Below are 24,231 nucleotides of genomic sequence, written 5' to 3' on the forward strand. Positions count from 1 at the left end.
GGCGTTGCCTGTTTCGGATCTGCCACAGCACCGGACCCGGAGCACGATTTCGGCAGATCCGGAGCATCAGAGCCGCGGCTGGTTGTCGGGCCGGACTCAGCGCGCGCCAGCCTCGGGCCACGGCGTGGGCACGACCTACCCGCACGTCACACCCGACGCGCTGAGGGCCGCATCGGGCGTCACAGAACCCGGCCATCCCGTAACACGGACCCTCGGGAGGTCACTCGACCCCTAGCCCAGAACCGTTGCGCCACAACACAATCCAGCGGTGGGGCGGGAGGGGCTCGAACCCTCGACCGACGGATTATGAGTCCGCTGCTCTGACCGGCTGAGCTACCGCCCCGACGACCTGCGTCAGGGGCGAGGTTACGGCACCCGACCGTTCAGGCCGCGCGAGGCTCACTGGGCTGCGACGGCGCTCGCATCGCGAGCGTGCGTCGGCGGTTGCGCCGCTGGGCGGCGCTCTCCACCGCCATCGCGGCCGGCACGCCCACTGCGGCTGCCAGCAGGCCACCCAGCACTCCCCCGGCGACGGCGAGGCTGCGTTCGGTCCCGTTCATGGTGCGCTTCCTTCCAGTGTGGTCAGGAAGTAGACCCGCTACGGGACCTCGCTGATACCTGCCGCCTGCCGGCGATCCTGCTCTGCGCAAGTCGCAACCCCGGACTCGCGGAGTCGAGCACCTCGGACGGGACAGCCGGGTGGCCAGCCGGGCGGCCAGCGCCCCGGTCAACTAGGCCAGCAGCACCGCAGCCTGGACATCGTCGACGCCTCGCGACCACCACCGCAGGGCGACCAACGCCGGGTCGTCGGAGCCACCGAGGCGATGGGCCACCAGGCGCGCCGAAACCACCCGGGAACAGATCCACGTCCGCGAGCGCTGCACACCATGGACGGGACGCCGCCGCGGACTTCGAGCCGCTGAGCGCGACCGCCCACAGCGCCGCCGATCGAGTGGTGCGCCAGATCCAGCGAGGAGACACCATGAGCACGCGTACCTGCACCCAGAACGAGACCGACGAGCGCACCGACAACGTGATCGACCTGCGGGACCTGCCGCTGGCGACCCAGGGCCGCATCGCGCAGCGCCTGTTGGCCACCCGCGGCAGCGGCCGCATGTCGGCCGCGACCCCGAGCTGACGGACGACCTGGCTACGGGAGGCGAGGCGCCGGTGGCAGACCGGCGCCCACGCTGACCGCCGGAGTCCACTGCTGACCCACCAGCTCGGCGGCCTGGTCGGCCGGCAGCGGCCGGCCGAGCCACCAGCCCTGACCGCGGGTGATGCCGAGCTCGACCAGCGACTGGCACTGCTCCTTGGTCTCGATGCCCTCGGCGACCACGTCCAGCCCGAGCGCCTGAGCCATGGCGGCGGTGGCTCGCACGATGGCGTGGTCCTCCGGCCGCGTCGTCAGTCCAGCCACGAACGAGCGGTCGATCTTGACCTCGTGGACCTGCAGCTTGCTGACGTAGCTCAGTGAGGAGTAGCCGGTGCCGAAGTCGTCGACCGAGACGCGCACACCGGCGCGCCCGAGGTCGTGCAGCGACTGGACGGCGACGACGTCGTCCCCGACCAGCGTCGACTCGGTGACCTCCAGCCGCAGCGCGCACGTCGGCAGCTCCCGGTGCGCCAGCGCGGCCAGCACGCGTCCGGTGAACTGCGGGTCCTGCAGCTGGCGGCCGGACACGTTCACGTTGACGCTGAGGTCGCGCGGTGAGTCCGCGCGCCAGCGCAGCAGCTCGTCCAGTGCCCGACCCAGGATGAAGTCACCGATCGGCAGGATCAGGCCGTTGTCCTCGGCCGCAGCGATGAACACGTCCGGCGTCGACGGACCGGCGTCCGGGCGGTTCCATCGGGCCAGCGCCTCGAAGCCGAGCAGCGTCCCGGTGACCAGGTCCACGATCGGCTGGTACGCGACGTCCAGCTCGCCACGACCCAGCGCCTGCCGCAGCGCACGGTCCAGCTCGACCCGGCCGCGAACCAGTGCTCCCATCGAGGCCTCGTAGACCACCGCACGGTTGCGACCGGCGTCCTTGGCCCGGTACATCGCGGTGTCCGCGTCCCGGATCAGGTCGGTGGCCGACTGCCGCACCCCCTTGGTGGACGTCGCGATTCCGATCGAGCTGGTGACGACCACGTCGCCGACCGAGAGGGGGAACGGCTGGGAGAGCTCGGCGATCAGGTTCTCAGCGAAGACCAGTCCATCGGGATCCTGCTGGCGGACCGGGGCGACCAGGATGAACTCGTCGCCGCCGCCCCGAGACAGCAGCACGTGTTCGGGCAGCGCGTGGCGCATCCGCTCGGCCACCTGCACCAGCAGGTCGTCACCGACCGAGTGCCCCCACGAGTCGTTGACCAGCTTGAAGCCGTCCAGATCGACGAAGTGCACGTTCACCGCGCGCCCGAGGGACATCAGCTCGTCCAATCGGTCGTTGACCGCACTGCGGGTCATCAGCTCGGTCAGCGAGTCGTGCGTGGCCATGTGCTCGAAGGCGCGCCGCGACTCGGTCTGCTGGTGCACGGCACGCCCGGCGCGGACCAGCACAGCGGCGAACAGCGCGACGACGCCGACCGCCTGGACGACGCGCACCCGACCCGGCAGGGTGCCGTCCGGCAGCACGAGCACCGAGGGCACGAGCAGAGCAGGCACCAGCATCGCGAGGCGCTGCCAGGACCAGGCCTGCACCGGCTCCTGCCGGCCGGCGCTCAGCTGCGTCATGGACGGGTGCAGCGCGGACGCACCGAGCAGCACGAACGCCAGCAGGAACGGCAGGTTCAGGATCGGCGGGCCCGACAGTTGCCCGCCCCAGGCGTGCACGTTGTAGGCGACGTCGCCGACGAGCAGCGAGACCGCACCCGCCCGGATCAGCAGCACCGAGAGCACCCGGCCGCCGGTGGTGAAGGACAACGTGATCGTCAGCGCGAGCAGCGCGACGTCCAGCACCGGGTAGAGCGAGGTCATCACCGCGACCCAGGTCGGCATCGCGGTGTTCGTCAGCATCGGGGGGATCAGGAAGCTGATCGACAGCAAGGTCGCGCCGACCGTGATCACCGCGACGTCGAGGATGGCGTCGGGGTTGCGGCCGCCGCGCAGACGCAGCACCCGCCAGAAGGTGGCCAGCAGAAGCAGGTACCCCGCGAGCATCACCAGGTCGGGCAGGGCGACGACGACGCCGCCGGCGTGCTCGAGCAGGCGGCGTCCGGGCGGGCTCAGCGAGAAGAGCAGGCAGACCACGAGCAGCCGGCGCCAGGTGACTCGGTCCGGCGAGCCGAACAACCGTGGGCCGGTGGCCATCGCGGCTGCGGTGGCGACGGCAGTGAGCGCGAACGCGACCGTGCGCAGCAGCGTCGAGACGTCCAGCACGGCGACCAGCAGGCACACGACGGTGAACACCAGGTACGCGCGGAAGGGCAACTGGGCGCGCTGCTCGCCGATGCCGGCGCGGCGCTCGCTCATCCCTGGGCCCCCGAGGTCAGGGCACCGCCAGGGACCACGGGCCCCGCGATGCTGTGAGTGCTGTCCTCCGCCTCATCGGCGGCCGGCGCGATTTCTGTAGGACTGCCGACAAACTCGCCGGGTGAGGAGGCCGACGGGCCAGCGGGCCTCCCCCCAGTCAGCCGAGGGGTCGCAGGGGGGTGAAAGCTCCGCCGCGAACCTCGTAGGCCCAGACCGTGGGGTCGAGGGGCTCGCCATCCGAGCGCCAGCCGACCTGCCCCGCGGCACCGTTCGCTCGGAAGGTGCCGAGAAAGCGATTGAGCGCCGCTCGGTCGGTGGCACCGGCGTCAATTCCCGCGAGCAGTGCCTTCGCCCCGTCGTAGCTCTCCGCACCGTAGGTGCCGGGATCGCGGTGATACGCGGCGCGGTAGGCGCTAGCAAAAGTCTTGGCTCGCTCGGCCGGTATGCACGGGCAGGTGACGACGGAACCCTCAGCCGCGTCGGCCCCAGCGGTCTCGATCATCGCCGGGTCTTTAGCACCGTCGTCACTGACGAACCTTGCGCGCACTCCCGCCTGGCGGAGTTGGCGGAGCAACAGTCCCGCTTCCGCGTAGTAGCCACCGAAGTAGACGGAGTCGACATGTGCGGCCTGCACTTTGATGACTGTGGAGGAGAAGTCGGTCTGCTTGGCCTGAACGGTGTCGTGACCAACCGCAGCCTTGGCTAGCTGATCCCGCACGATGTCAGCCAGCCCAGACCCGTACTCAGAGGCATCATCGACGACGAAGACTCGCCTTGCGCCGGAAGAGATCAGGTAACGCACTGCGGCCGGGGCCTGGGTCGCGTCGTTGCCGAGGACGCGATGAAACGTCGTCCAGCCGTTGGAAGCCAGAGCAGGATTCGTGGCGGTTGTTACCCAAGGCAGACCTGCCTCGTTCAGGAGCGGCCCAGCCGCCTTGGACTCACCGCTGAACGCCGGCCCAACCAAGCCAACCAGGTCCTGGGTGTCGATGGCCTTCTTGGCCAGGGCAGGCGCCTGAGCGGGGTCGGCCTGCGAGTCAAATGTCTTCAGCCGCACGTGACAAGGGTTGGCTTCGGCCTCGTGCTGGCGGACTGCGAGCTCAACCGCCTGCCGGATGTTCTGGCCCAGTCCTGCGTAATCGCCAGTCGTTGCCCCGAAGAACCCGATGCTGACCTCACACTCCGCTGGGCGAGATGATTTCGAAGTCACTCCCCCACACCCGACTAGCGATACGGCGAGAACCGCCGCCCCCACAAGCATGACTGATCGACGCACAGTCTTACCCCCCAAGAGACACGAGCGACAACGTTCGCTTTTCGGATGATTCCGGTACATCGTACGCAGTTCGAACACACTGTCGTCGGCCGGCGTCTGGGACCGCAACCCCGGCGACCAGCTCTTCCAGTAGGCGGATCTTCTCTCACCCCACGGCGCTCACGTTTGCCGCGCTCGCTCGAGCGTCGAGCGACCCCTCCCCGGATTCGCCGTCAGCGACCGGTCGAGCACCTCGCTCGCGCCCAGGTAACGTCCAGCATGTGACCAGGCGCACGCCGCACCGGTGCAGCGTGAGCAGTCCGTGAGCGATGCAGCGCAGTTGGAAGGTGCACGCGCCACATGAAGAGGGCCCCTCACACTGCGTTTCGCAGGTGAGAGGCCCTCTGACGCTGGCTCCCGCGACTGGATTCGAACCAGTAACCGTCCGATTAACAGGAGGCGACCCGCGTGACACCCGACTGCATTGCATGATCGTTCTCCCCTCGTCCACGCACAAGAGGGCGATGCGGGATGCTCCTCCTGCCGTGTTCAGGCCAACCCGGCCGCCAGCGTCTGTGATCAATGCGTGATCGGTGTGCAGACATGGCCTGGCCCGGTCTCAAGCAAAGCTCACCGAGAAGACCAATTCGGGCCGTCGCTTCGCGACGCGGCGAAAAGAGGGTCGGCCGTGACCTCATGGCCGTCCACGTCTCAGATCAGGGGGCAATGATCAGGTATCTCCCGGACACGACCGAGCTGGTCTTGCGCCAGGCCTAATCGCCGTAGTCATCGCGCCGTCCGGCGTGGCCGCACCACCCGCTGTGATCGAGGGCGGTGGCTTCAGCTTCAACTTCGGTGCTGAAGTCAAGGTCGAGTCCGTTCCTCGCATGCCTGCGACGTTTCCCAAGGGGTTCAGTTCGCAGCAGCGGCGACACTGGACGGACGGCGCCTAGCACGTACGCGTATGGACCTCGGCGACGGCAGCCGGCGTCTGACCGAAGTCCGTTTGCGGCGGATAGACGCACGCCCACACCGCGGCAGAGTGCGTGGTTCGTTTGGAGGAACGCTCAGCGCCAGGTCCGCTTCGACCGGAAGATGGCCGCGCCACGACTGAGTGCGGCGAACGGCCCCTCACGGCGATCCCGATCGCGCTTGCGAGGGAGGTCTCGCAGGAGGCGCCGCCCTGAGTCGTCCGCGATCGCCGCGAGATCGTCGATCTGGAGCAGCCAGCGTAGTCGGGCCTCCGTGATCCGAGTCCGCCGGCCATAGGCGCTGTGCCACTCGAAGGCCCGGCGCTCCCTGTCGGTGGCAGCCAGACCGATGAGGTAGCCCCACCTCCCGGCCTCGGGCCACTGCCGATCGCGTCGGTACGCCTCGGCCAGCAGCGTGCGGACCTCCCGGCTCTGCGGGTAGGTAACGAGGAGCCCCTTGAGACGGTCACGCGCCTTGCGTACGTCACCGCGCTCCAAGTCGTTGACAGTCCGCGCGAGTCCGTCCACGCCTGACAGCATGCCCTGCCATCACCCGTGGCGCGCACACCCTCATCGCGGCAGACGAGTGCACACGGTTGACACTCGCGACCTCCCGGCTCAGCCAGCTCACTCAGGTGTTGGATCCGCCGGCCGTGTCAGCCGCGGGCCGACCCCTGTCGCCTGACATCCTGGTTCGGTGGACGCAATTGAGCTCGAGGGACGAACGCTCGCCCGATTCTCCTTTGACGATCAACCCGAACCGGATGACCGATGCATGTTTCACTACACCTCTGCGGACGCTCTCGCCTCGATCATCGACAGCGGACGATTTCGATTCGGACAGCTACGGCGCATGAACGATCCACGGGAGAACCGAACGTGGGACTACAACATCCAGTCGCCTGCAGACATCAGTGAGGCTGAGCGTCCCGCGCTGCAGGCTGAGTTTGATCAACTGGTGCGATCGCCTGTTCGCATCATCGCTGCCACAGTTGAAGACCCGAGGAAGGTCGGGGATTCGGACGACGCCACGTTCCTGCGAGGCTTCTCAAGATCGAGGAACTGGGCGCAGTACGCAGACGATCATCGAGGCGCCTGCCTGGTCTTGGACCGTCAAGCGTTGCTGCGCGCAGTATCTGCGGAGGCAGCCGGATACGCCGGCGCCACCGTCCATGCTGAACGCGTCATTTATGAGGACAGGCAGGCCACCCGCCTCGAGGCCGGTCCGTTTATCGAGGTCCGGCGCTCCCCCGGGGACTGGTCAACTAGCGCGGCCGCGGAAGCGGCCCGCTGGCATGCAGAGCACTGGCGCGACCTGTTCTTTCGCAAAAATCTTGACTGGGCAAGTGAGCGCGAGTACCGGATAGCTGTCATTGGTGTCGCGGAGAGCGAATCGTTTGAAGTCGACCTCACGGATGCGCTGCTTGCGATCGCGCTCGGAGTGGAGTTTCCGCCTCACCACGAGAGCGTGCTGGACCACCGCCTGAACAGTGGTGGATTCCCATACACAGTCGTCGGCAAGATGACCTACCGCAACGGCGCACCCGACGTGACAGGTGCCCGCTTCGGGCTTGAGCCTCGGATGTTCAACGACGCCTCCCTGATGGAGCAACTCGAGGAGCTACGGCAGATCGGTCATCGTTCGCCGTGATGGAGAAAGGCATTCGCGGGGGCAACGGCTGCGGCGGTATGACTGTGAGGATCGCCTGCTGCGCAGGCCGACGGTGGTGGTCTGTGGGTTGGTGACCGCGGGTGTGACCCCGGAATGACTGGCTTTGTGCCTTGCTGCGACATCTCCACTCGCGGTTGCCGGCCCCGGCCCGGTTAGAGGAGCTGGCTCCCTACTCGCCGCGATTGACTTGCACACTTGTGCTTTAGGCCCCCATCGATTAGCGGGACCTCACGCTGAAGGCGAGACTGGATAGGTCATCGGCGTGGACTGCTTCGAGCTTCGAGTCCCAGGAAATATCGCACCGAATGCGATTAATCCGCCCCCGATAAGCAACACATAGGTGCCGGGCTGTACGTCGATATGTATCGTCTGCAGGCTCGAGAGCCTGTCCAGCCCCTTGGCGACCCCACTCGCGGGATCGGCATCCTCGGTCGACTCCGTGTCACCATCGCCAACTGTCACACTGACGGTGGACGTGGCATCGAAGATGTTCCCAGTCACAAGGACGTCCGCATAATTCTTCGACGGATCGACAATGATGTACGCCGCCAGCGCGGCGAAGCCCACACCGAGTATCAGGGCGAGCAGTCGGCAGATGAGGGCTCTGCCACGACTAGACCACAAGGTGAAGATCGCGCACAGTGCCACGACACACGACAGGGCGAGCAGAACCCAACCCCCGTCATGTAAACCTCCCACAGAATGCTTCGGGGCGAAGTCAAGCCGGAGAACCCGCCAATCGACGTGAACATTCACGGTCTGGAGGGCAATCCACGGTAGAAGTGCGCCGACCGCGACACACGCCGCGCCGAGAATCATCAAGGTGCCTGCGGCCTTGTTGCTGTGGACATAGTCCCGTCTTGCCACGATGCCTCCCCCACACGGCGGAATCACAGACTGACCTATCTTCCGAGACGTCGCAAGGGTTGTTGCCCCACCTGGTGGCCCACGAATGTTGCGGCCCCGCGTGCCGTTCTGCGCTCGCGTTGCCGTCGGCAGTCGCTGTCCAGCGAAGCAACCGGATCAGGGCGTCAAGAGGGGCCCGCTCTGGATTAGCCTCGATCCACCGTTCCGGTTGAGGTGAGCGGCGGGAGCCTGACCCGGTCTCCCGGACACGTTCGGTGTGTTGATCATGCCGCCGGAGCGGCGGTGGTGTGAAGGGCTTCGTACTCGGCTGGGGCGAGGTCTCCGAGGCTGGTGTGCCGGCGTCGGGGGTTGTACCAGCCCTCGATCCACTCGAAGATCGCCGAGGCGAGCTGTTCCTGGCTGTCCCAGCTGCGGACGTCGAGGAGCTCGCGTTGCATCGTGGACCAGAACGATTCGATCATCGTGTTGTCCACGGAGGAGGCGACCCGGCCCATGGAGCCGAGCAGGCCGGCGGTGCGCAGCCGGTGCCCGAAGACCCACGAGGTGTACTGCGGGCCGCGGTCGGCGTGCACCACGGTTCCCGGTTCGGGGTGGCGCCGCCAGGTGGCCATCTGCAGGGCGTCGACGACCAGCTCGGCGCGGATGTGGTCGGCGATCGACCAGCCCACGATCGTGCGGGAGTACACGTCCAGCACCGCGCAGCAGTACACCTTGCCGGTGCTCGTGGGATGTTCGGTGACGTCGGTGCACCACAGCTTGTCGGGTGAGTCGGCGACGAACCGGCGTTGCACCAGGTCCTCGTGCGGGGCCGGCAGCGGCCGGTGCCGACCCCGCTTGCGGCGGTGGCAAATCCCTTGCAGGCCAGCGGCTCTCATCAACCTGGCGACCCGCTTGCGCCCACACGCCAGACCCAGCCCGAGGCGCAGCTCGGCATGCACCCGCGGCGCACCATAGGAGCACCGCGACATCTGATGGACCTGCACGATCGTGGCGGTCAGCGCAGCATCAGCCACCGCGCGCGGTGATGGCGGGCGACCCAACCACTCGTAGTAGCCCGAACGCGAGACCCTCAACAACCGGCAGGCCACCGCGACGGACACTCCGTCGCCGGCGAGCTCACGGACCAGCCGGAACACTATTTTGGGTTCGGCAGCACGTTCTCTCGAGCGAAGTAGGCCGAGGCCCGCTTCAGGATCTCGATCTCCATCTGGGCCACCCGCAGCTCGCGGCGCAACCGAACCAGCTCCGCCCGCTCGGAACTGGTGACGCCCTCGACGCGGCCGGCCTCGACATCGTCGACCTTCATCCAGCGGCGCAGACACGACTCACTGATGCCCAGATCATGAGCGATCTGAGCCACCGGCTTGTCTCCCTGACGAGCCAGTTCCACCGCCCGACGGCGGAACTCCCGCGGCTTGGCAACAGGCATCCAGACTCCCCTCGAAGGTGACATCGTCACCTCAGATCGGGTGTCCGGGGAAGTGGGTCAGGCTCCGGCGGGTCGTGACGCACGAATGCCCTGCTGCGCGAAGAGAATGTGGCTTGCGAAGGTCACAAGATCAAACGCACAGAAGGGCATCCGTTGGATGCGAGTCTGCCATGGCGTCAACGCCGTCTTTGATGATCCCAACCTCGTGTCGTGCGCGGGCCTGGCGCCGGTGCTGGAGCTCTTCGGAAGGCGGTGCCACTGCCCTAATGCGGCCGGGACAGAGGTGTCCCTATCTGATTCGTCAAGCCGCGGAGGGTGACTCGGAGGTCGGCGGGCGTGAAGGGTCGAGCCGGTCGGCTTGGTAGCACTGGCGGTCTCGGATCATCGCGTGGAGAACGTCAACTCGGCGCCGGGCCAGACAGGTCAGCGCCGCGGTGTGCGTCTTGCCTTCGGCTCTCTTGCGGTCGTAGTAGGTGCGGCTGGCTGGGTGCCTGAGGCTGGCGAACGCAGACACGTACAGGGCGCTGCGAAGTGAGCGGTTGCCGCGTCGAGCCTGCTGTTCTCCGCGGATGCTGCGCCCGGACTGGCGGGTCGTCGGCGCCAGACCGGCGTAGGAGGCGATGTGTGCGGCGCTGGCGAAGTTCGACCCATCACCGATGGTGCGCAACAGCTCGATGGCCGTGCGCGGACCGACGCCCGGCATCGAGGTCAGGATCTCGGCCATTGGGTGGGTGTCGAGCAGCTCTTCGAGCTCGGCCGCCAGCGCCTGGCGTAGTTCCAGGACCGACATCAGCTGTGCTGCCAGGGCGCGGATGACCTTGCCGTACTGCTCGGTGGCGGGGACCACGACCGTCTGCTCGGACAATGCGGTCAGGATGTCGCTGGTCACGGCGGCCGCGATCCGTGGGGACCCCGCCGCGATGATCTTCTTGATCCGAGCGTGGCCGAGGTTTGCGATCGCGCCCGGAGTGCCCGTCGCGGCCAGCAGGCGCAGGACGCCAGGGCGGCGAAAGTGCCTGCCCAGCAGCCGTTCCAGCGCCGGGTGGACGTGGAGCAGTGCGTCATGCAGGCGGTTGGTCACGCGGGTGGCCTCGGTGGCCAGGTCGGCGTCATAGCCGGCCAGCACGGCAAGCTCGACGGTGGTCTGCTCCTCGAACCCCACCCGGCGCAGCGCGTGCGGCAGGGTGCGTGCTGCGTCGGCGATGATGTGGGCGTCGCGTGCGTCGGTCTTGGCTTCTCCGGGGTAAAGGTCGGCGATTCGTCTCATCGACAGACCAGGCAGGTAGGCCACGGCCACACCTCGTGAGCGGGCGACGGCGACCGCCAGCGCGCCGATCGAGGCAAGCTGGTCGACCACCACCAAGACCCGTCCGTGCACCTCGAGCTCGGCGAAGAGCGCGATCAGCTCAGGTTCGGCGTTCGGCAGTGGGCGGTCGATCAACCGCCGCCCACCAGGATCGAGGGCGACGGCGTGGTGAGTCTCGCGGGCGACGTCGATCCCGCAGAACACTTCGAATCCGGCCGCGGCCGGCGGGTGGGACAGGCTGGATCTGGACAACTGGCTTCCTTCCTCCGAGCGGGCAGACCAGCCCTGGACGAAGCGCCGGCAGCCACGTTACGAGAAGGCATCCACAAGTGGGCCCAAGTCCCTATCAGCGGTCACACACGTCCTGCGATCCCCGGTGACAACACCTCTGTGATCATCAACGACAGGAGCCAGAAGTCATGCCGAGGAACGCTGGCCTGCACCCTCAATCTGAGGGTCCGAAGAAGGTAACGGGAGCCGGAAAGCAGTCGGGTCTGCTGCACGGATAGGTGACAGGTTGGGTCACGCGGCCTGAGTGGCCGGTGCGGTCATGCCTGCGGCGGCGGTGGTAGGTCCTCTCGATCCAGGGACACGACTCGCTGATCCCGAAGTCGGCCGCGATCTGCTTCAAATGCTGGCCAGGCTCACGATCACGGGCAACTCGCACGACGTCGTCGCGGAACTCCTTGGGAAATGGCTTCGGCACGGTGCACACCCTTCCAGCGGCACCTCTCGGCACCACAGATCAGATGTCACCTATCCGTGCAGCGGACCCAGGCCCGTGGAGTGTCTGGACTGTCTTCGTGTATGGCTCCTTGGTCCTGTCTTGTCCGCCTGACTGAGCGCCCATGATCTGTCAGCCTTAGCCGGCGTGACGATGCACTTCGGGTACATCCGACGCAACGGCAGGTGCAGAGCCGCACTAGCGTTGGGCCGTGCCATGGACCCCGCTGCATGCCGCCCTGGGGGTGAGCAACGTCGACTTGTCGTTCGATCTGATCCAAGCGGCGACTGCCCAGCGCCTCAGTGAACGAGCGGATCTCGACTGGAAGGCGCAACTGCCCCTAACGTCCGCGGACAGCGAGGGTAAGAGAGATCAGCAGGCGGAACTGGCGAAGGATGTCGCCGCCATGGCCAACTCAGGCGGCGGCATGGTGGTTTACGGGGTCCGCGAGGCGCAGGACGGCGATGGCCCGCGAGCCGACTCCATCGAACCCGTAGGACAAGTTTCGGAATCTACCCTTCAACAGATCCGACAAGTGGCTGGCAACCTGATCTACCCGCCTGTGGCTGGACTCGAACTAACGCCCCTGGCACCGGCGAACGCTCCAGCCGACGGTGTGCTGGCCATGCTCGTTCCGGACAGCCCGGAAGCGCCGCACCTCATCCATCCGAAGGGGCGTGGTGAATGGTTCGCATCGCCATGGCGCGACGGACCACACACGAGCTGGATGGTGGAGCGGCAGATCGCCGCGGCGTACCGAGAACGCGAACAGTTTCGTCGGATGCGAGCGGCGGAGTTGCTCGACCTCCACGAGGCACTTGGCCGGGCCAGCGGTACTGCTGGAGGTGCTTCGTGGATCTTGGCCGTCGCCACACCCGATCGCCCCGTGGCCAGGCCGAGGGCCCTAACTCCGCCTCGTGCCGACTTGTCGTTGGCTACAGCGACCAACTCGGAGCTTGTCGGCTATGGCGCACTTCGGCTCACAGCCCAAGCCCGGACGCGGCGGGGTCTGCGGCTGTTCTACCGGAGCGCCCAGGACGCCGGCTTTTACAACTCACATCCGAGAGGACGTGTCGAGGTACACGGCGACGGATCGGTGGCCGTCGCGTTCACACGGGATGGCAACTTTCCTGGGGAACCAGGTACTCAGAACCACATCGCGATCGAGGACCTGGAGTCCGTTGCCCGGGACTTGTTGGTTCTGCTCCTGACGCACCGACGGGCCGTCCAAGTGCCGGGGGACTATGTGTTTCGGCTTGGTCTGGCCCCGTCGACTCAGTTGTTCAGGAGGCGGGACCCCGGGGAGGCTGCCTTCATCCCCTTTGACGAGCAGCAGCGGGTGCTGGACTTTCGCACCGTCGAAGGGCCGATCCTGCTCTCGCACGGCATCGAGGCGGGGGTAGAGACTTGGTTTGAGGTGATAGAGGACGCCGTTCATCAGACTGGTACTGAGCTCTGGTATCGACCTACGTACATCGTGAGCGAGCTCTCGCTGGATGGGTGAGCACAACCCGAGGCGTAAGACGGTGCTTCGACTCGACGCGAACCAGCCGTAGAGAAGGTCGCGCGAAGCTGCGATCGTGAGCTGGCATGCGCCGACTAAGGGCGGGTCGGAACCGAACGCGATCCAAATCCTGAAACGTCTGGCATGCCGTCGATCTTGGAAACCATCAAGCTGGCCACAACGGCATTGGGACGACTCAGCAGCGAGGGGCCGGACGTGCTGTCGGTACCCGTTAAGAAGGCGCGGTAGGGAACAGCAGGGGCATTCTGGAAGACGGGGACCCATACCGACATGGAACGCAAGCTTCAGTCGCTCCGCGCCGGCCTGCCGGCGCATGGCCAGACAGACTCATGCCGGCCCTGAACGGCGCGCACATCTCGGAGGGCATGTGGACCAAGGGACAGCAACGCTGATAGTGGGGATCGCCAGCAGCGCAGTCGCCGCGGTGGCGGTCGTCACTGCCGCTGTCACGACCACCTACGTGACGCGCAAGACGCTGCACTCGCAGGCGGCGACCGCGAAGGAAGAGAGAGCTTCGGAGCGTCGTAGCGCCGCCGAGGCCCGGTTGTGGGAGACCCGCGCGGACCTCTACCGGAAACTTTCCGAGTGGCTGGTCGACGCACGACAGGCGGGCAATGGTCTTCACCCAGCCGACGCCGGCTTCCGAGGGCCATACTCCGTCGAATTCCCCGCCGATCTTCTACCCGCGGCCGACGTGTTCGCTGGGAACGAGGTCCGCATCGAAGTGCACACCTTGAACCTCATGGCGGCCAGGGAGGAGGAGCAGCTGCGCATTTACAAGGACATCGAGATGGCCCTCCCACAGCCCTCAAAGACCGAAGCGGAGGTTTACGCCCAGTTCGGAACGCACCCGTTCAATTGGGAGAACGGCGCCGACGCCATCCACGAAATCCTCCAGACGCGTGGCAGGTGGTTAGAAGCTCGAGCGGCCCTGGCACAGGCCCTGCGGGACGAGTACGAACCGCACGGGCAAGGGCCTGCGCTGCCCAACCAGGCGCCGGACCAATAGCACCGCATTTGCCCGGGCCCGGGACTACTGCGCACGGCTCGCCGCGGTGTACGCGGCGTACGGCGTTGCAAAGCACGCGGACCGTGGCTCGGACAGCGGCAGAGCCAACCCAAACTTCATGCGGAGGCAGCGATTCTGGAGTGGTGGCGAGTCGAGCTCGCCCCCCACGGCCTTGCGGCACGCACAGATGCCTCAACGCGGAGCGAGCGAGATCGCGGGCCTCGACTTGATCGACTTAGACGCCGCCGCCGGCCGAATCTCAGAACTGGTCGACCGGGACGCCGAGCACCACTCGTCAAGCTGAGACGAGGGCTGGCGGCAAGTTCTGGGTTGCCCCACAAACGGCGACCCGAATCTGGCTCCCGATGTAGCCGACCCACGGCAAGGTGTTCATCCCTCACAGCGCAGCACCCGAGATGCGGCCGCATGAGGCGGGTCGAGTTGGGCACTCGCCCGTGCTGTGCGTCCCGGGACCGGCAGCGCCCCACCAGCACGGCTCAAAGAGCACGCGGGTGGAGACCTGGCCGAGCTACCGTGTTCGGCCCGTATGGTCACTGCGGTTGCTAGGGCCCTAACGCGATTCGGCCTTGGCCCGAGAGGTGCCGACCGGGACCTGGCCCGCGCCTCTCGCCGGTACCCGACGAGATGAGCCGAACCTGGACGAGTGGATCCCGGCCGGAAGGCGCAGCCACGCAGCCGACGGTTCTGTCACCATCTTTCAATGGTTGCTGAGTCTCAAGGGTGCGCGGAGCCCGGCTGCAGCGAGCCCGCTGCCTACAAGACGCGCACCAAGCCCGCGTGGTGCGACAGCCACATCACCGACATCTTGAGGCGCGGCGGGATTGAGCCGCTCGAGCCGTTCACGCCACCCAAGGCGTGGCGACTCACGCGCTGCCTTGCCTGCGGGTCAGAGGCGCACTACCGGTTCGAATACACACTGGACCAGAACTCCATGGGCAAGCCGACCTGCAGGGCCTGCCACTGGCGCAGATGGGCAGAGGACGCCCGCACGCTCCAAGGCGCGTGGGCGAATCGGACACCAGTGCCGGCAGCCACCGCCCGAGCTCACGCCGAGCAGCACGGGTACGAGTACCTGGGTGCGCTGACCGACCCATCTCTGCAGGACGACCCGCACCGGACACGATGCCTGCACTGCGGGCGCATCACTGTTGAACGGCTCGGCGACATCGGCTTCGGCTGCTCATGCCAGTCCAACCCGCGCCGCGACGCGCAGACGACGAACGTCTCCGGACCACGGAGGAAGGACCTCCTGAAGGATGCCGGGCTGCCGGCCCTCCAATGGTGGGACCACGATGCCAACGACGAAGCCCTGCTCGCGACTGTGCCCGTACGTGGGTATCGCGAGGCCGCGTGGCGATGCCCGGACTGCGGCCACAGCTTTCGCGCGCGCGTACTGGATATGACCGCTGCTGGGCCCCAGTGTCCGATCTGCGAAGGGAGCAGGCGGGCCACGTTCGATGAGCAATACGACAGGTACACCCGGACGCCGGTCTCGGAGTTCCCCGAACTAGTTGCCGCCTGGGCGGACGAGGCCGACCCGTCGACCGTAATGATGGCCGGCGAATGGCAGCTGCGCCGGTTCCGGTGCCCCAAGGGTCATCACCCCCGTGTGCGGCCGTGGCGTTTCCTTGAAGACGGCTGCCCGTCCTGCCGGGGTAACGAGACCCGCGCAGCCAGGCTCGAGGCGGTCGAACACGACCCGACAGCCCACCAGATGAACCGGGAAATAGCCTCCCAGTTCGACCCCACCCGAAATGTGTCGACGACGCTCGAAAACGAGGCCATAGCGACGCGGTGGTTTCCAGTGACCATCGCAACGAGGACCACTCGAAAGGGGTTCTCGTATGTCTGCTCGTCGCGTTCCGAAGGGTCCGGGGCGCCGGCCGATGTCGCAGAAGCGACGTCAGTTCGTGGAGTTGCTGGCCAAGGGTTGGTCGCTGAACGCGGCCTGCCGCGAACTCGGGATCGGGCGCTCGACGGGTCACATCTGGAAGAACGGCACGGTGGTGCGCCGCAAGGATGGCACGGTCAAGGTCGTGCCACCGCTTGAGCCGCTCGCCGTCCGCGTCATCTCGCCGAGGTTCCTCTCCGAGCAGGAACGGATCCAGATCGCCGATCTCGCCAGCCGAGGACACGGCCCCACCGTGATTGGGAGGGCGCTGGGGAGGTCGCCGTCGACGATCAGCCGCGAGTTGCGACGGAACCTGCACACCTCTGGGCAGTACCGGCCCTTCCACGCCCACGCCGTCGCGGCCACCAGACGACGCAGGACCCATCCCCTCAAGCTGAGGGCCGACTCCGTCCTGCGCGCCTTCGTGATCGAGCGGCTGCGGGAGCGTTGGAGTCCACAGCAGATCAGCCGGGCCCTGCGGCTGGCGCACCCCGACGATCCCGCGCGCCGACTGGCCACCGAGACGATCTACCAGGCGATCTACCGCCCGGGCTCTGGCATCGTCCGCAAGCCGGCGCCGTCGCCGCTGCGCACTGGACGTGACCATCGCCGCGGCCACAGCCGCCAGGTCCGCGCTGGACGACGGTTTGCCCAACCGATGCTGTCGGTCCACGACCGCGGGTTCGAACCCACCGACCGATCAGAGGCCGGGCATTGGGAGGGCGATCTGATCGTCGGTCCGCACAACCGCTCAGCGATCGGCACGCTGGTCGAGCGGCAGACCCGCTACGTCAAGCTCCTGCATCTGCCTGCCCACAACTCGAGCGAGTTGCACGCTGCGCTCGTCCGGGTGTTCGGGCAGCTGCCGCCCCGGTTGCGGAGGACCCTCACCTGGGACCAGGGCACCGAGATGGCCAAGCACCTCAACGTCACCGCCGACACCGGCATGCGGATCCACTTCTGCGACGCCGCCAGCCCTTGGCAGCGCGGCAGCAACGAGAACGCAAACGGGCTCCTGCGCCAGTACTTCCCGAAGTCGACCGACCTCTCAGTCCATACCGCACGAGACCTCGCGCGAGTCGAATCCGAACTCAACAAACGACCCCGCATCGTCCTGGACGACCGCACGCCCCACGACCTCTTCACCGCATTGCTAGCCTGACTACCTCACGGTTCGTTGCGATGACCGCTGGAATGCAAGGCGTCGCATCGGCCTCAGATTCGAGCGTCGCCGACAAAATGGGAACCTGGCCAAGGAGAAACTGTCGCCCAACTCTAAGCGGACGGTGTGGTGGCATGACCCAGACTGCGGGCACGAATGGCAGGCTACGCCAGCCGAGCGTGAGAAGGGGCAGCGGCTGCGCTGTCCGACCTGCCGAACCATCCTGGATTCGCTGGCCTACCACTACCCCGAGCTGGCCGCCGAGTGGGCACCCACCAACCCCCTGTCGGCGTGGCAGGTACGACCTAGCGGACAGACGGCGTTCACGCCGCAGTGGGTGTGCTCGCACAACCCCGACCACACGTGGGTAGCCACGTTGGGCTCGCGAGCAGCCGGCTCGGGATGTCCGGAGTGCCGCGAGACAGGAAAGTCCAAAGTCGAGCTCGACCATCACGCAGCGGCGCAACGACTGTTTGGCCGAGCGTCCTCCGGCCAGGCCCTGACGAGCGCTGCCTTCCAGCGACGAGCCCGCTGGCTCGTCGACATCACCACCGTCACACCCGACGGCACCCCACTTGCCGTCGAGTACGACGGCTCCTACTGGCACGCGGACAAGATCGACATCGACACAGCCAAGTCGCTTGACCTGCTCGCCGCAGGCTACCGAGTTGTCAGGCTGCGAGAGCATCCGCTACCACGTCTCCGTATCGACGACATCAGGTACTTCGAGCTCGTTGTGTACGCGAGCTCTCCACGACCTGAGGAGACCATGCGGCTCGTGCACCGATGGGCCACGAGCGAGTCGTCTACCTGGGCCTTGGCAGTCGACGCTGCGGGCGAGATGGAGGCCTGAACAGTCGCGTGACGCGCCTGCTCGTCGGTAGTTGATAGCGTCGGGACCGGGCGTGGTCCACTTCGGGTGGCACGCACACGCGGCGGTGTGACGCACCACAGGGAGTCGCGGGATCCCGAACCCCAAGGCAACCCATCCAGGGCAGTCTCACTGGCGTGGAATGACCACGGCGATGAGTGTCAGCTTTATCGCCCGTCGTTTGTCATTCGGCGAGTTGAGAGTGAAGTCTCTGGGCTCGGCGACATCCGCGGTCGAGGTGGGACAGCCAAGCGTGCTCGGGTGGGACTCAAGGACCTTGTGCGCCTCGCGTATTGCCGCCGAGACATTCTTGGTGTCTCGAATGAACAGAATCATTGCCACGCGCGTGTCGCGCCAAACCACGTACCGGTCGAGCAGTTGATCAACTCCCTCGCGAAACTTCGAGGCCCCATCCCAGATCTTGCACTCCGCGATGAATGCATCACGATCGCGCCAACGCAACAGGATGTCACTCTTGCCACGGTTGACGAAGGTCTCGCCAGTGGCTTGGCCGGACCAGTTCGCATTCAAAATGAAGAGGAGCACGTCACGCAGGCTCTGCTCGTCGGCCCCCGCGACTCTGTCTGCGGTGACGGGAGACCGCTCCAACGCCTTGCCAAACGCCTGAATCTGAGCCACCAGCGAATCCGCAATGTCGACCGCAAGGCGATATTCGGACGCCCCCGATTCAGCCAACTTTTCGACCCTTTCAAGGCTGAGGGCACGAGGTGAGAGCTGGACGAGTTGCGGTGTGTCTGAAGGCGATAGGCGCACGTCGGCAGCGGCGATCGCCGCATGGACCAGGCGGAGCCTCGCCGATCGTTGGCTCAGGATGTCTCGAACTGCAAGCCGAGCCGTCTCGCGATGCGCATCGACCTCGATGTTTGCTTTCGCGGCCCCGTCGAGCAACTTAGTCCGCCACTCAGCGATGACTCGCTGCAGGCCGAGTTCGACCTCGGATGAATCTGACTCCGAGACTTCGCCGAGGGTGAGCCCCATCGACACGCGCCATCCTTGCTTGCCAGGGCCTAGGGGATAGGTGCCAGCGCTCGTATACAGATTCTTACGGTCCAGCATTTGCGCGGCGCCCGTAACCGGCGCGTGAATGAGCAGTTCGAGGGGCGGCATTGACCCGTCTGGATCCGGGTCAGCGGGGCGAGCCACCTCGCGCCGCTCGCTCCACATTTGATCGACGATTACCTCGACGGTCGCGGCCGCGCACTCGTCGATGATCGCGGCCGTAAGGACATCAATATCGGTCGTCAGCAGTGTGGACTCGCCCACGTCCCGAGCCTCACGTGTTGCAAGCGACAACCTCTGCGTCAAGTCAGCTTCCCACTCGGGAAGCCTCAAGACCGTGCGGCGTCCGTTCACATTGTGACCGTAGCGTCGCTGGCAACATGTCGGCGCCTCTGTCGAAATCTTGGCCGTGGATGATGTCGAGTGGGCGAAGCATTCAGGCTCAACTAACCCGCCGGAATGGCAGGTAAGTCGAGTTCTGATGCCAGGCTGGACAACTGCAGCCAGGCAGGTCGGTAGGTGCCGACGGTGAGGCCCGCCAAGCGCGACGTCCCGGCGCCCCATGGACTGGAACGGCGCTGGCGCGTGGACGAACGATTGCGGTCTTGTCCAAGTCCCACATCCCGCAAGCGGCGGAATGGCGCGCCCATCTCTCCGAGCTCGCGCGTGCCGCGGACACGATTCCCACCTCCGGCGCTGGGCGCCCCGTGCCGTTGGAGCCGTCCAATCTTGCGGTCCGGCGACCGTCCCTGCAGGACGTGTTCGGTCCATTTCTGCGGGTGGTGCCCCCTAGACTGCGCTTACGGGGACAGATGCGGCGGGAGGTGTGTTGTGGCGGGTAGTGCTGAGCATTTCAAGGCGCTCGTGCGCACTCATGCTGCTGGTGACGACGCCGCGTTCTACTCGGTCGCGATGCAGGTCGCGGCGCAAGAGGCGCGCAAGGGGCACCACAAGATCGCGGCCGACCTGAAGTCGGCGGTCGAGTCGTCCCGTACTTCGGGCCCGAAGGTGACATCGATCGCGCAGCCGCGCGGCGACCTCGCGGATCTGGTCATCGCGACGCATCCCGCTGTCGCGCTGAAGGAACTTGTGCTGCCGCCAGGGTTGGCGTCCCAGGTCCGACGGATCCTGACCGAGCAGCGCCAGCGCAAGGACCTCTTGGACCATGGCTTCGAGCCGGCACACCGACTGCTATTGGAAGGGCCTCCGGGAACGGGCAAGACGATGACCGCAGCAGTGCTCGCCCATGAGCTTTCGATGCCCCTGCTGACGATCCGCCTGGACAGCTTGATGAGCAAGTTCATGGGCGAAACAGCCAGCAAACTGCGGGTGATCTTCGACGCAGCCGAGCAGCAGCGCGCGGTCTACCTATTCGACGAGTTCGACGCACTCGGCGGCGACCGTACCGGCAACGACGTCGGTGAAGCTCGCCGGATCTTGAACTCGTTCTTGGTGTTCTTGGAAAACAACAGGAATGAGAGCCTGATCATAGCTGCCACCAACCATCGCCAGATCCTTGACCGAGCGTTGTTCCGGCGTTTCGACATGGTCTTGGACTACGCACTCCCAGACCCCAAGCAGGGAGCTGCTGTGATTCGCGGACGCCTGGGGACACTGGCGAAGGGCGTGCGCTGGGCGAGCCTCGCGCCGGTGATGCAAGGTCTGTCGCACGCAGATCTCGTGCGGGCAGCCGAGTCGGCTGCCAAAAGCGTGATCTTGAACGGCAGCACTCAGATCACGGCCGAGGATCTACGCGATTCGCTGGAGGCCCGGAAGGCCGCCAGCCTTGGCTGAACCTCGTCAGCATCTGAGCCATCTCCTAGTTGAGAACAGGTCCACAGATGAGGAGTTCCGGCGTCGCGGCGGAGGCGATCCCAAGATTCGATCGGTCGAGAGCCGCTCTGGACACGGCGGAGGACGCCTCGCTGAGACTCGAACAGCACTGGATGCTGCCGATCAGGCACGAGCCGAGCTGCTGACCGAGGAAGAGCTACGCGCGCTCGGAACCGTGATCACCCTGGAAGGGGCCAACGCCGAGTACCCGCTTGCGATCGAACGCCTGGAACGTATGTCCACGCACCGCAAGACGCCTAAGCGTCCGCAGTGGCTGCTCCTCGCGGTACTCCCGGCGCAGCCTGACCTAGACCTTCCGGAGCGAGCGATGGTATGGGTCAGTGACGGATATCGAACCCAGTTCCTGAAGCTCTTCGAGGACTATCTCGAGCGTTCCACTTCTGCTGGGAATCCGAGGAACAACGAGCTGGTGGCGAACATCGCCCGGATCCGTCAGAGCGTGCTCGCCGACTTGTGGCAGTCCGACGGCCAGCCCGCGCAGACCGGGAAGCGTTGGTGGGAAGTCTGGCTTCGGCCTACGGCTGACGGTCCGGAGCTCCTACGTCGCTACGCGCAGGTCGCAGACCTTCGCGTCTCGCCGCGCGTCTTGCGATTGATCGACCGCAACGTGACGTGGGTGCAAGCCACCTGGTCTCAGCTCGAAGCTCTTCCGTTCACGGCGGTCCCGGTAGCGGAGATCCGTCGCCCTGAGTTTGTGGACACGATAGAGGACCTGACACTGGAGGAGCAGCAGGAATACCTCGACGATCTCCTACAGCGGCTTGAACCGGCGCCGGAGACCGCGCCAGCCGTCTGCCATCTCGATACCGGTGTGGCGCGCACCCATGTACTGCTGGGCGAATCGCTCCCCGAGCAGGACCTGCACACCGTGCTCGGAGTCAGCGGCTTCGACCAAGACGGCCACGGAACCAAGATGGCCGGAATCGCCTTGTTCGGCGACCTGGAAGCACACCTTTCAGGATCCGCTCCCGTGGTGCTGCGGCACCGCCTGGAGTCGGTGAGGATCATCCCGCAGAATGGTGAACCGCAGCACGACCCGATCACCTATGGCGACGTGACCGCCCAGGCGGTCGCGATCCCCGAGACAGTCGCCAGTCGGGGCCGCGTGTTCTGCATGCCTGTCAGCGTCAAGTCCGATACCGCTGACGTACCGGGTCAGCCAACCCTCTGGTCGGCAACCGTGGACGCGCTCGCTGTCGGGGCTGAGGTTGTCCGTAACGGCGACGAACTTGACCTGCTCTCCGCGCCGGATCCTGAACGGGCACGGCTGCTGGTGGTCTCGGCCGGAAACACCGACCAGTGCGTCGCTGATCATCTTGTTCAGTCTGATCTGTCGGCGGTCCTGGATCCTGGACAAGCCTGGAATGCACTGACTGTCGGCGCACATACGGAGCTCACCGATCCGCCGACGGACCCTGCGTACACGGGGTGGGAGGTGGTCGCCGAGGACGGCGAGCTTTCCCCGTACAGCCGTACCTCGTTGCTGTTTGGGATCAAGCCATGGCCGATCAAGCCGGACATCGTGATGGAGGGCGGCAACGTCCTTCACGACGGGGCTTCGCTGTTCGAATCGGGATTACCGGCGCTGTCGACCAGAACCACCGGACATGCCAACGATCTCGCGCTGGCGTCGGCTCACGCCACCAGTGCGGCCACTGCTCAAGGTGCGCGTCTCGCTGCACTGGCGATGGCCACTTACCCGGAGTACTGGCCGGAGACCATCCGCGCGCTTGTGGTGCACGGAGCAGAGTGGACCGCGGTGATGAGGGCTGCCGTGAAGGAATCCGGTAAGTCCGGCAAGAAGGACCAGCAGGCCATGTTGCGGCGATATGGCTGGGGAGTTCCGACCGAGGACCGAGTGCTCTACTCGACGAACCAGGCGGTGACCCTGGTCGTGCAAGACGAGTTCATTCCGTTCGAGGGTGACGAGTTCAAGATCCCCTCGTTCCGTCTCCACGACCTGCCCTGGCCGACACAAGTCCTCCAAGACCTAGGAGAAGCCCAGGTTGACCTGCGGGTCACACTCTCCTACTTCGTCGAGCCCACCGCGTCGCGCCGCGGATGGCGCCGCCGCTACAGCTACGCCTCTCACCACCTGCGCTTCGAGGTTCAAGATCCCTTGGAATCCGAATCGCAGTTCGTACAACGGGTCAACCATGACGCCCGAACGGAAGAGGCCGGCGGACGCCCCGGGGGCGGACAAGTCAAGTGGCTGGTGGGCGCCAACCAGCGCAACCTCGGCTCGCTACACCAGGACATCTGGCAGACCTCCGGCGTCGAGCTTGCGCACTCGGGGAAGCTCGCAGTCTTCCCGGTCGGTGGCTGGTGGAAGAACAACGCTGTCAAAGCCCGAGTCGACCAGCCGGTTCGGTATGCACTCGTGATCTCTCTGAGGACCGCCGAACAGGACGTCGACCTGTACACCCCGGTTGCGAACACCCTCCAGATTCCAACCCCGATCGTGATCGAATAGCTCTCGTTAGCGGACGACCGGTCTGAGGACCCGCGTCCGTTGATCAGCCAGTCGTGGGCGACGAGCACAACCCTGCCGCTGCCTGGTTGAGTCAATCTGGGCGGAAAGCCCCCTCTCGTCGGCTGCTTGTTGATTGACGCGTGGCCGGGTGCCGCCGCCCGCACCACGGTGAGCGACCGGTCCCGAGCCGCCGCTGGCTATCCAGGCGTCGGGCGTGGCCAAGGACCGAGCGGGTCCCGGGGCAATTCGTGCGGCGAGTTTCCGCAACGTGGAACAACGAGAACCCGTTGCGTTGGGCGTGGCGCGTCACGCCCCTTATATCCGCTTTGGCTGAATAGAGTGAAATCGGCACTCAGGCACAAGCAATCGCTTGTACGCCCAACTTCGTTGCAGTGGGGGAGTTTCATCACCATGACCACGCTTTTCGTCACCTCAGCGCAAGAGCTTCAGATCGCCGCCGACAGCCCCGCGGGCAAGGCCCCGGGCTTTCTGAATGGTGACTCGATCACCGGACTGATGATCTTCGCGTTCTCGGTCATCTTGTCGTTCATCGCCGTGCGGGCGCTGCTCAAGCACGGCGCGGCGGGGAACATCAAGGGCGCCAGCAACGTCACTGTCGCGAGCCTGATCTGCGCGATTCCGTTGGCGTTGGCCGTAACGGCGGGCTGGTACAGCATCGCCGCCGACTCTTTGAGCTTCTTCACCAACTCCTGACATGGCCAGTTCC

The 24,231-nt window shown here is 66.0% G+C and carries 18 protein-coding genes, 1 tRNA gene and 1 pseudogene; 10 read left to right on the forward strand and 10 right to left on the reverse strand.

The features are described 5' to 3' along the window. Positions 1-269: 269 nt before the first annotated feature. Together ACPPVT_RS14260 and ACPPVT_RS14265 are read right to left on the reverse strand one after the other, a co-directional pair. Positions 270-343 (reverse strand) — tRNA-Ile (locus tag ACPPVT_RS14260). A 40-nt stretch (positions 344-383) separates the two neighbouring features. Then, positions 384-560, reverse strand: coding sequence for a hypothetical protein (locus ACPPVT_RS14265; RefSeq protein WP_426561326.1), 177 nt, complete (start codon positions 558-560; stop codon positions 384-386). Positions 561-982: 422 nt separating this feature from the next. Between ACPPVT_RS14265 and ACPPVT_RS14270 the strand changes: the two genes are divergently transcribed. Beyond that, positions 983-1,138 carry a hypothetical protein gene (locus tag ACPPVT_RS14270; RefSeq protein ID WP_426561328.1) on the forward strand — a complete coding sequence of 52 codons (156 nt, stop codon included), beginning with the start codon at positions 983-985 and terminating at the stop codon, positions 1,136-1,138. Positions 1,139-1,150: 12 nt separating this feature from the next. Here the strand turns inward: ACPPVT_RS14270 and ACPPVT_RS14275 are convergent, their stop codons facing one another. The 3 genes from ACPPVT_RS14275 to ACPPVT_RS14285 all read right to left on the reverse strand — a co-directional run bounded on the left by ACPPVT_RS14275 (position 1,151) and on the right by ACPPVT_RS14285 (position 6,208). After that, positions 1,151-3,454 (reverse strand): putative bifunctional diguanylate cyclase/phosphodiesterase, encoded by a 2,304-nt coding sequence (locus tag ACPPVT_RS14275; protein ID WP_426561329.1) that lies wholly within the window; start codon positions 3,452-3,454, stop codon positions 1,151-1,153. Positions 3,455-3,611: 157 nt separating this feature from the next. Further along, the gene (locus tag ACPPVT_RS14280) at positions 3,612-4,715 is read right to left on the reverse strand and encodes a branched-chain amino acid ABC transporter substrate-binding protein (protein WP_426561331.1); all 1,104 of its coding nucleotides are present in this window, start codon (positions 4,713-4,715) and stop codon (positions 3,612-3,614) included. Between the two features lie 1,061 nt (positions 4,716-5,776). Continuing rightward, positions 5,777-6,208, reverse strand: a complete 432-nt coding sequence (locus ACPPVT_RS14285; protein ID WP_426561333.1) for a DUF6584 family protein — start codon at positions 6,206-6,208, stop codon at positions 5,777-5,779. A gap of 169 nt (positions 6,209-6,377) precedes the next feature. Between ACPPVT_RS14285 and ACPPVT_RS14290 the strand changes: the two genes are divergently transcribed. Continuing rightward, positions 6,378-7,331, forward strand: a complete 954-nt coding sequence (locus ACPPVT_RS14290) for a DUF2971 domain-containing protein (RefSeq protein ID WP_426561336.1) — start codon at positions 6,378-6,380, stop codon at positions 7,329-7,331. Between the two features lie 249 nt (positions 7,332-7,580). Here ACPPVT_RS14290 and ACPPVT_RS14295 read toward each other — a convergent pair whose 3' ends face one another. From ACPPVT_RS14295 to ACPPVT_RS14310, 4 genes are all read right to left on the reverse strand, one after another. Further along, complete coding sequence (locus ACPPVT_RS14295; RefSeq protein WP_426561338.1) at positions 7,581-8,219, reverse strand: hypothetical protein; 639 nt, start codon at positions 8,217-8,219, stop codon at positions 7,581-7,583. Between the two features lie 263 nt (positions 8,220-8,482). After that, positions 8,483-9,355, reverse strand: coding sequence for an IS3 family transposase (locus ACPPVT_RS14300; protein WP_426561340.1), 873 nt, complete (start codon positions 9,353-9,355; stop codon positions 8,483-8,485). Further along, entirely contained in the window at positions 9,355-9,648 is a 294-nt protein-coding gene (locus ACPPVT_RS14305; RefSeq protein WP_426561342.1) for a transposase, read from the reverse strand. The genes ACPPVT_RS14300 and ACPPVT_RS14305 overlap by 1 nt, the downstream gene beginning before the upstream one ends. Before the next feature lie 301 nt (positions 9,649-9,949). Continuing rightward, entirely contained in the window at positions 9,950-11,191 is a 1,242-nt protein-coding gene (locus ACPPVT_RS14310; RefSeq protein WP_426567163.1) for an IS110 family transposase, read from the reverse strand. Positions 11,192-11,889: 698 nt separating this feature from the next. Between ACPPVT_RS14310 and ACPPVT_RS14315 the strand changes: the two genes are divergently transcribed. From ACPPVT_RS14315 to ACPPVT_RS14335, 5 genes and pseudogenes are all read left to right on the forward strand, one after another. Then, positions 11,890-13,182 (forward strand): AlbA family DNA-binding domain-containing protein, encoded by a 1,293-nt coding sequence (locus tag ACPPVT_RS14315; RefSeq protein WP_426561344.1) that lies wholly within the window; start codon positions 11,890-11,892, stop codon positions 13,180-13,182. Positions 13,183-13,597: 415 nt separating this feature from the next. Next, a complete protein-coding gene (locus ACPPVT_RS14320) occupies positions 13,598-14,212 on the forward strand; it encodes a hypothetical protein (RefSeq protein ID WP_426561346.1) in 615 nt (204 codons plus the stop codon). A gap of 952 nt (positions 14,213-15,164) precedes the next feature. Then, positions 15,165-15,611, forward strand: a pseudogene (locus tag ACPPVT_RS14325) (hypothetical protein); the annotation flags it as partial. A 466-nt stretch (positions 15,612-16,077) separates the two neighbouring features. After that, positions 16,078-17,286 (forward strand): IS30 family transposase, encoded by a 1,209-nt coding sequence (locus ACPPVT_RS14330; protein ID WP_426561348.1) that lies wholly within the window; start codon positions 16,078-16,080, stop codon positions 17,284-17,286. Positions 17,287-17,410: 124 nt separating this feature from the next. Next, the gene (locus tag ACPPVT_RS14335) at positions 17,411-18,139 is read left to right on the forward strand and encodes a zinc-ribbon domain-containing protein (RefSeq protein ID WP_426561350.1); all 729 of its coding nucleotides are present in this window, start codon (positions 17,411-17,413) and stop codon (positions 18,137-18,139) included. A gap of 147 nt (positions 18,140-18,286) precedes the next feature. Here the strand turns inward: ACPPVT_RS14335 and ACPPVT_RS14340 are convergent, their stop codons facing one another. Continuing rightward, positions 18,287-19,441, reverse strand: a complete 1,155-nt coding sequence (locus ACPPVT_RS14340) for a hypothetical protein (RefSeq protein ID WP_426561351.1) — start codon at positions 19,439-19,441, stop codon at positions 18,287-18,289. A 567-nt stretch (positions 19,442-20,008) separates the two neighbouring features. On the opposite strand from ACPPVT_RS14340, the gene ACPPVT_RS14345 reads away from it, so the two are divergent. From ACPPVT_RS14345 to ACPPVT_RS14355, 3 genes are all read left to right on the forward strand, one after another. Continuing rightward, entirely contained in the window at positions 20,009-20,971 is a 963-nt protein-coding gene (locus tag ACPPVT_RS14345) for an AAA family ATPase (RefSeq protein ID WP_426561353.1), read from the forward strand. A 367-nt stretch (positions 20,972-21,338) separates the two neighbouring features. Then, positions 21,339-23,504 carry a S8 family peptidase gene (locus ACPPVT_RS14350; protein ID WP_426567164.1) on the forward strand — a complete coding sequence of 722 codons (2,166 nt, stop codon included), beginning with the start codon at positions 21,339-21,341 and terminating at the stop codon, positions 23,502-23,504. A gap of 411 nt (positions 23,505-23,915) precedes the next feature. Further along, a complete protein-coding gene (locus tag ACPPVT_RS14355; RefSeq protein WP_426561355.1) occupies positions 23,916-24,218 on the forward strand; it encodes a hypothetical protein in 303 nt (100 codons plus the stop codon). Positions 24,219-24,231: the final 13 nt, after the last annotated feature.

Origin of the sequence: Angustibacter sp. McL0619, assembly GCF_049994355.1 — a bacterium.
GTDB lineage: Bacteria > Actinomycetota > Actinomycetes > Actinomycetales > Angustibacteraceae > Angustibacter.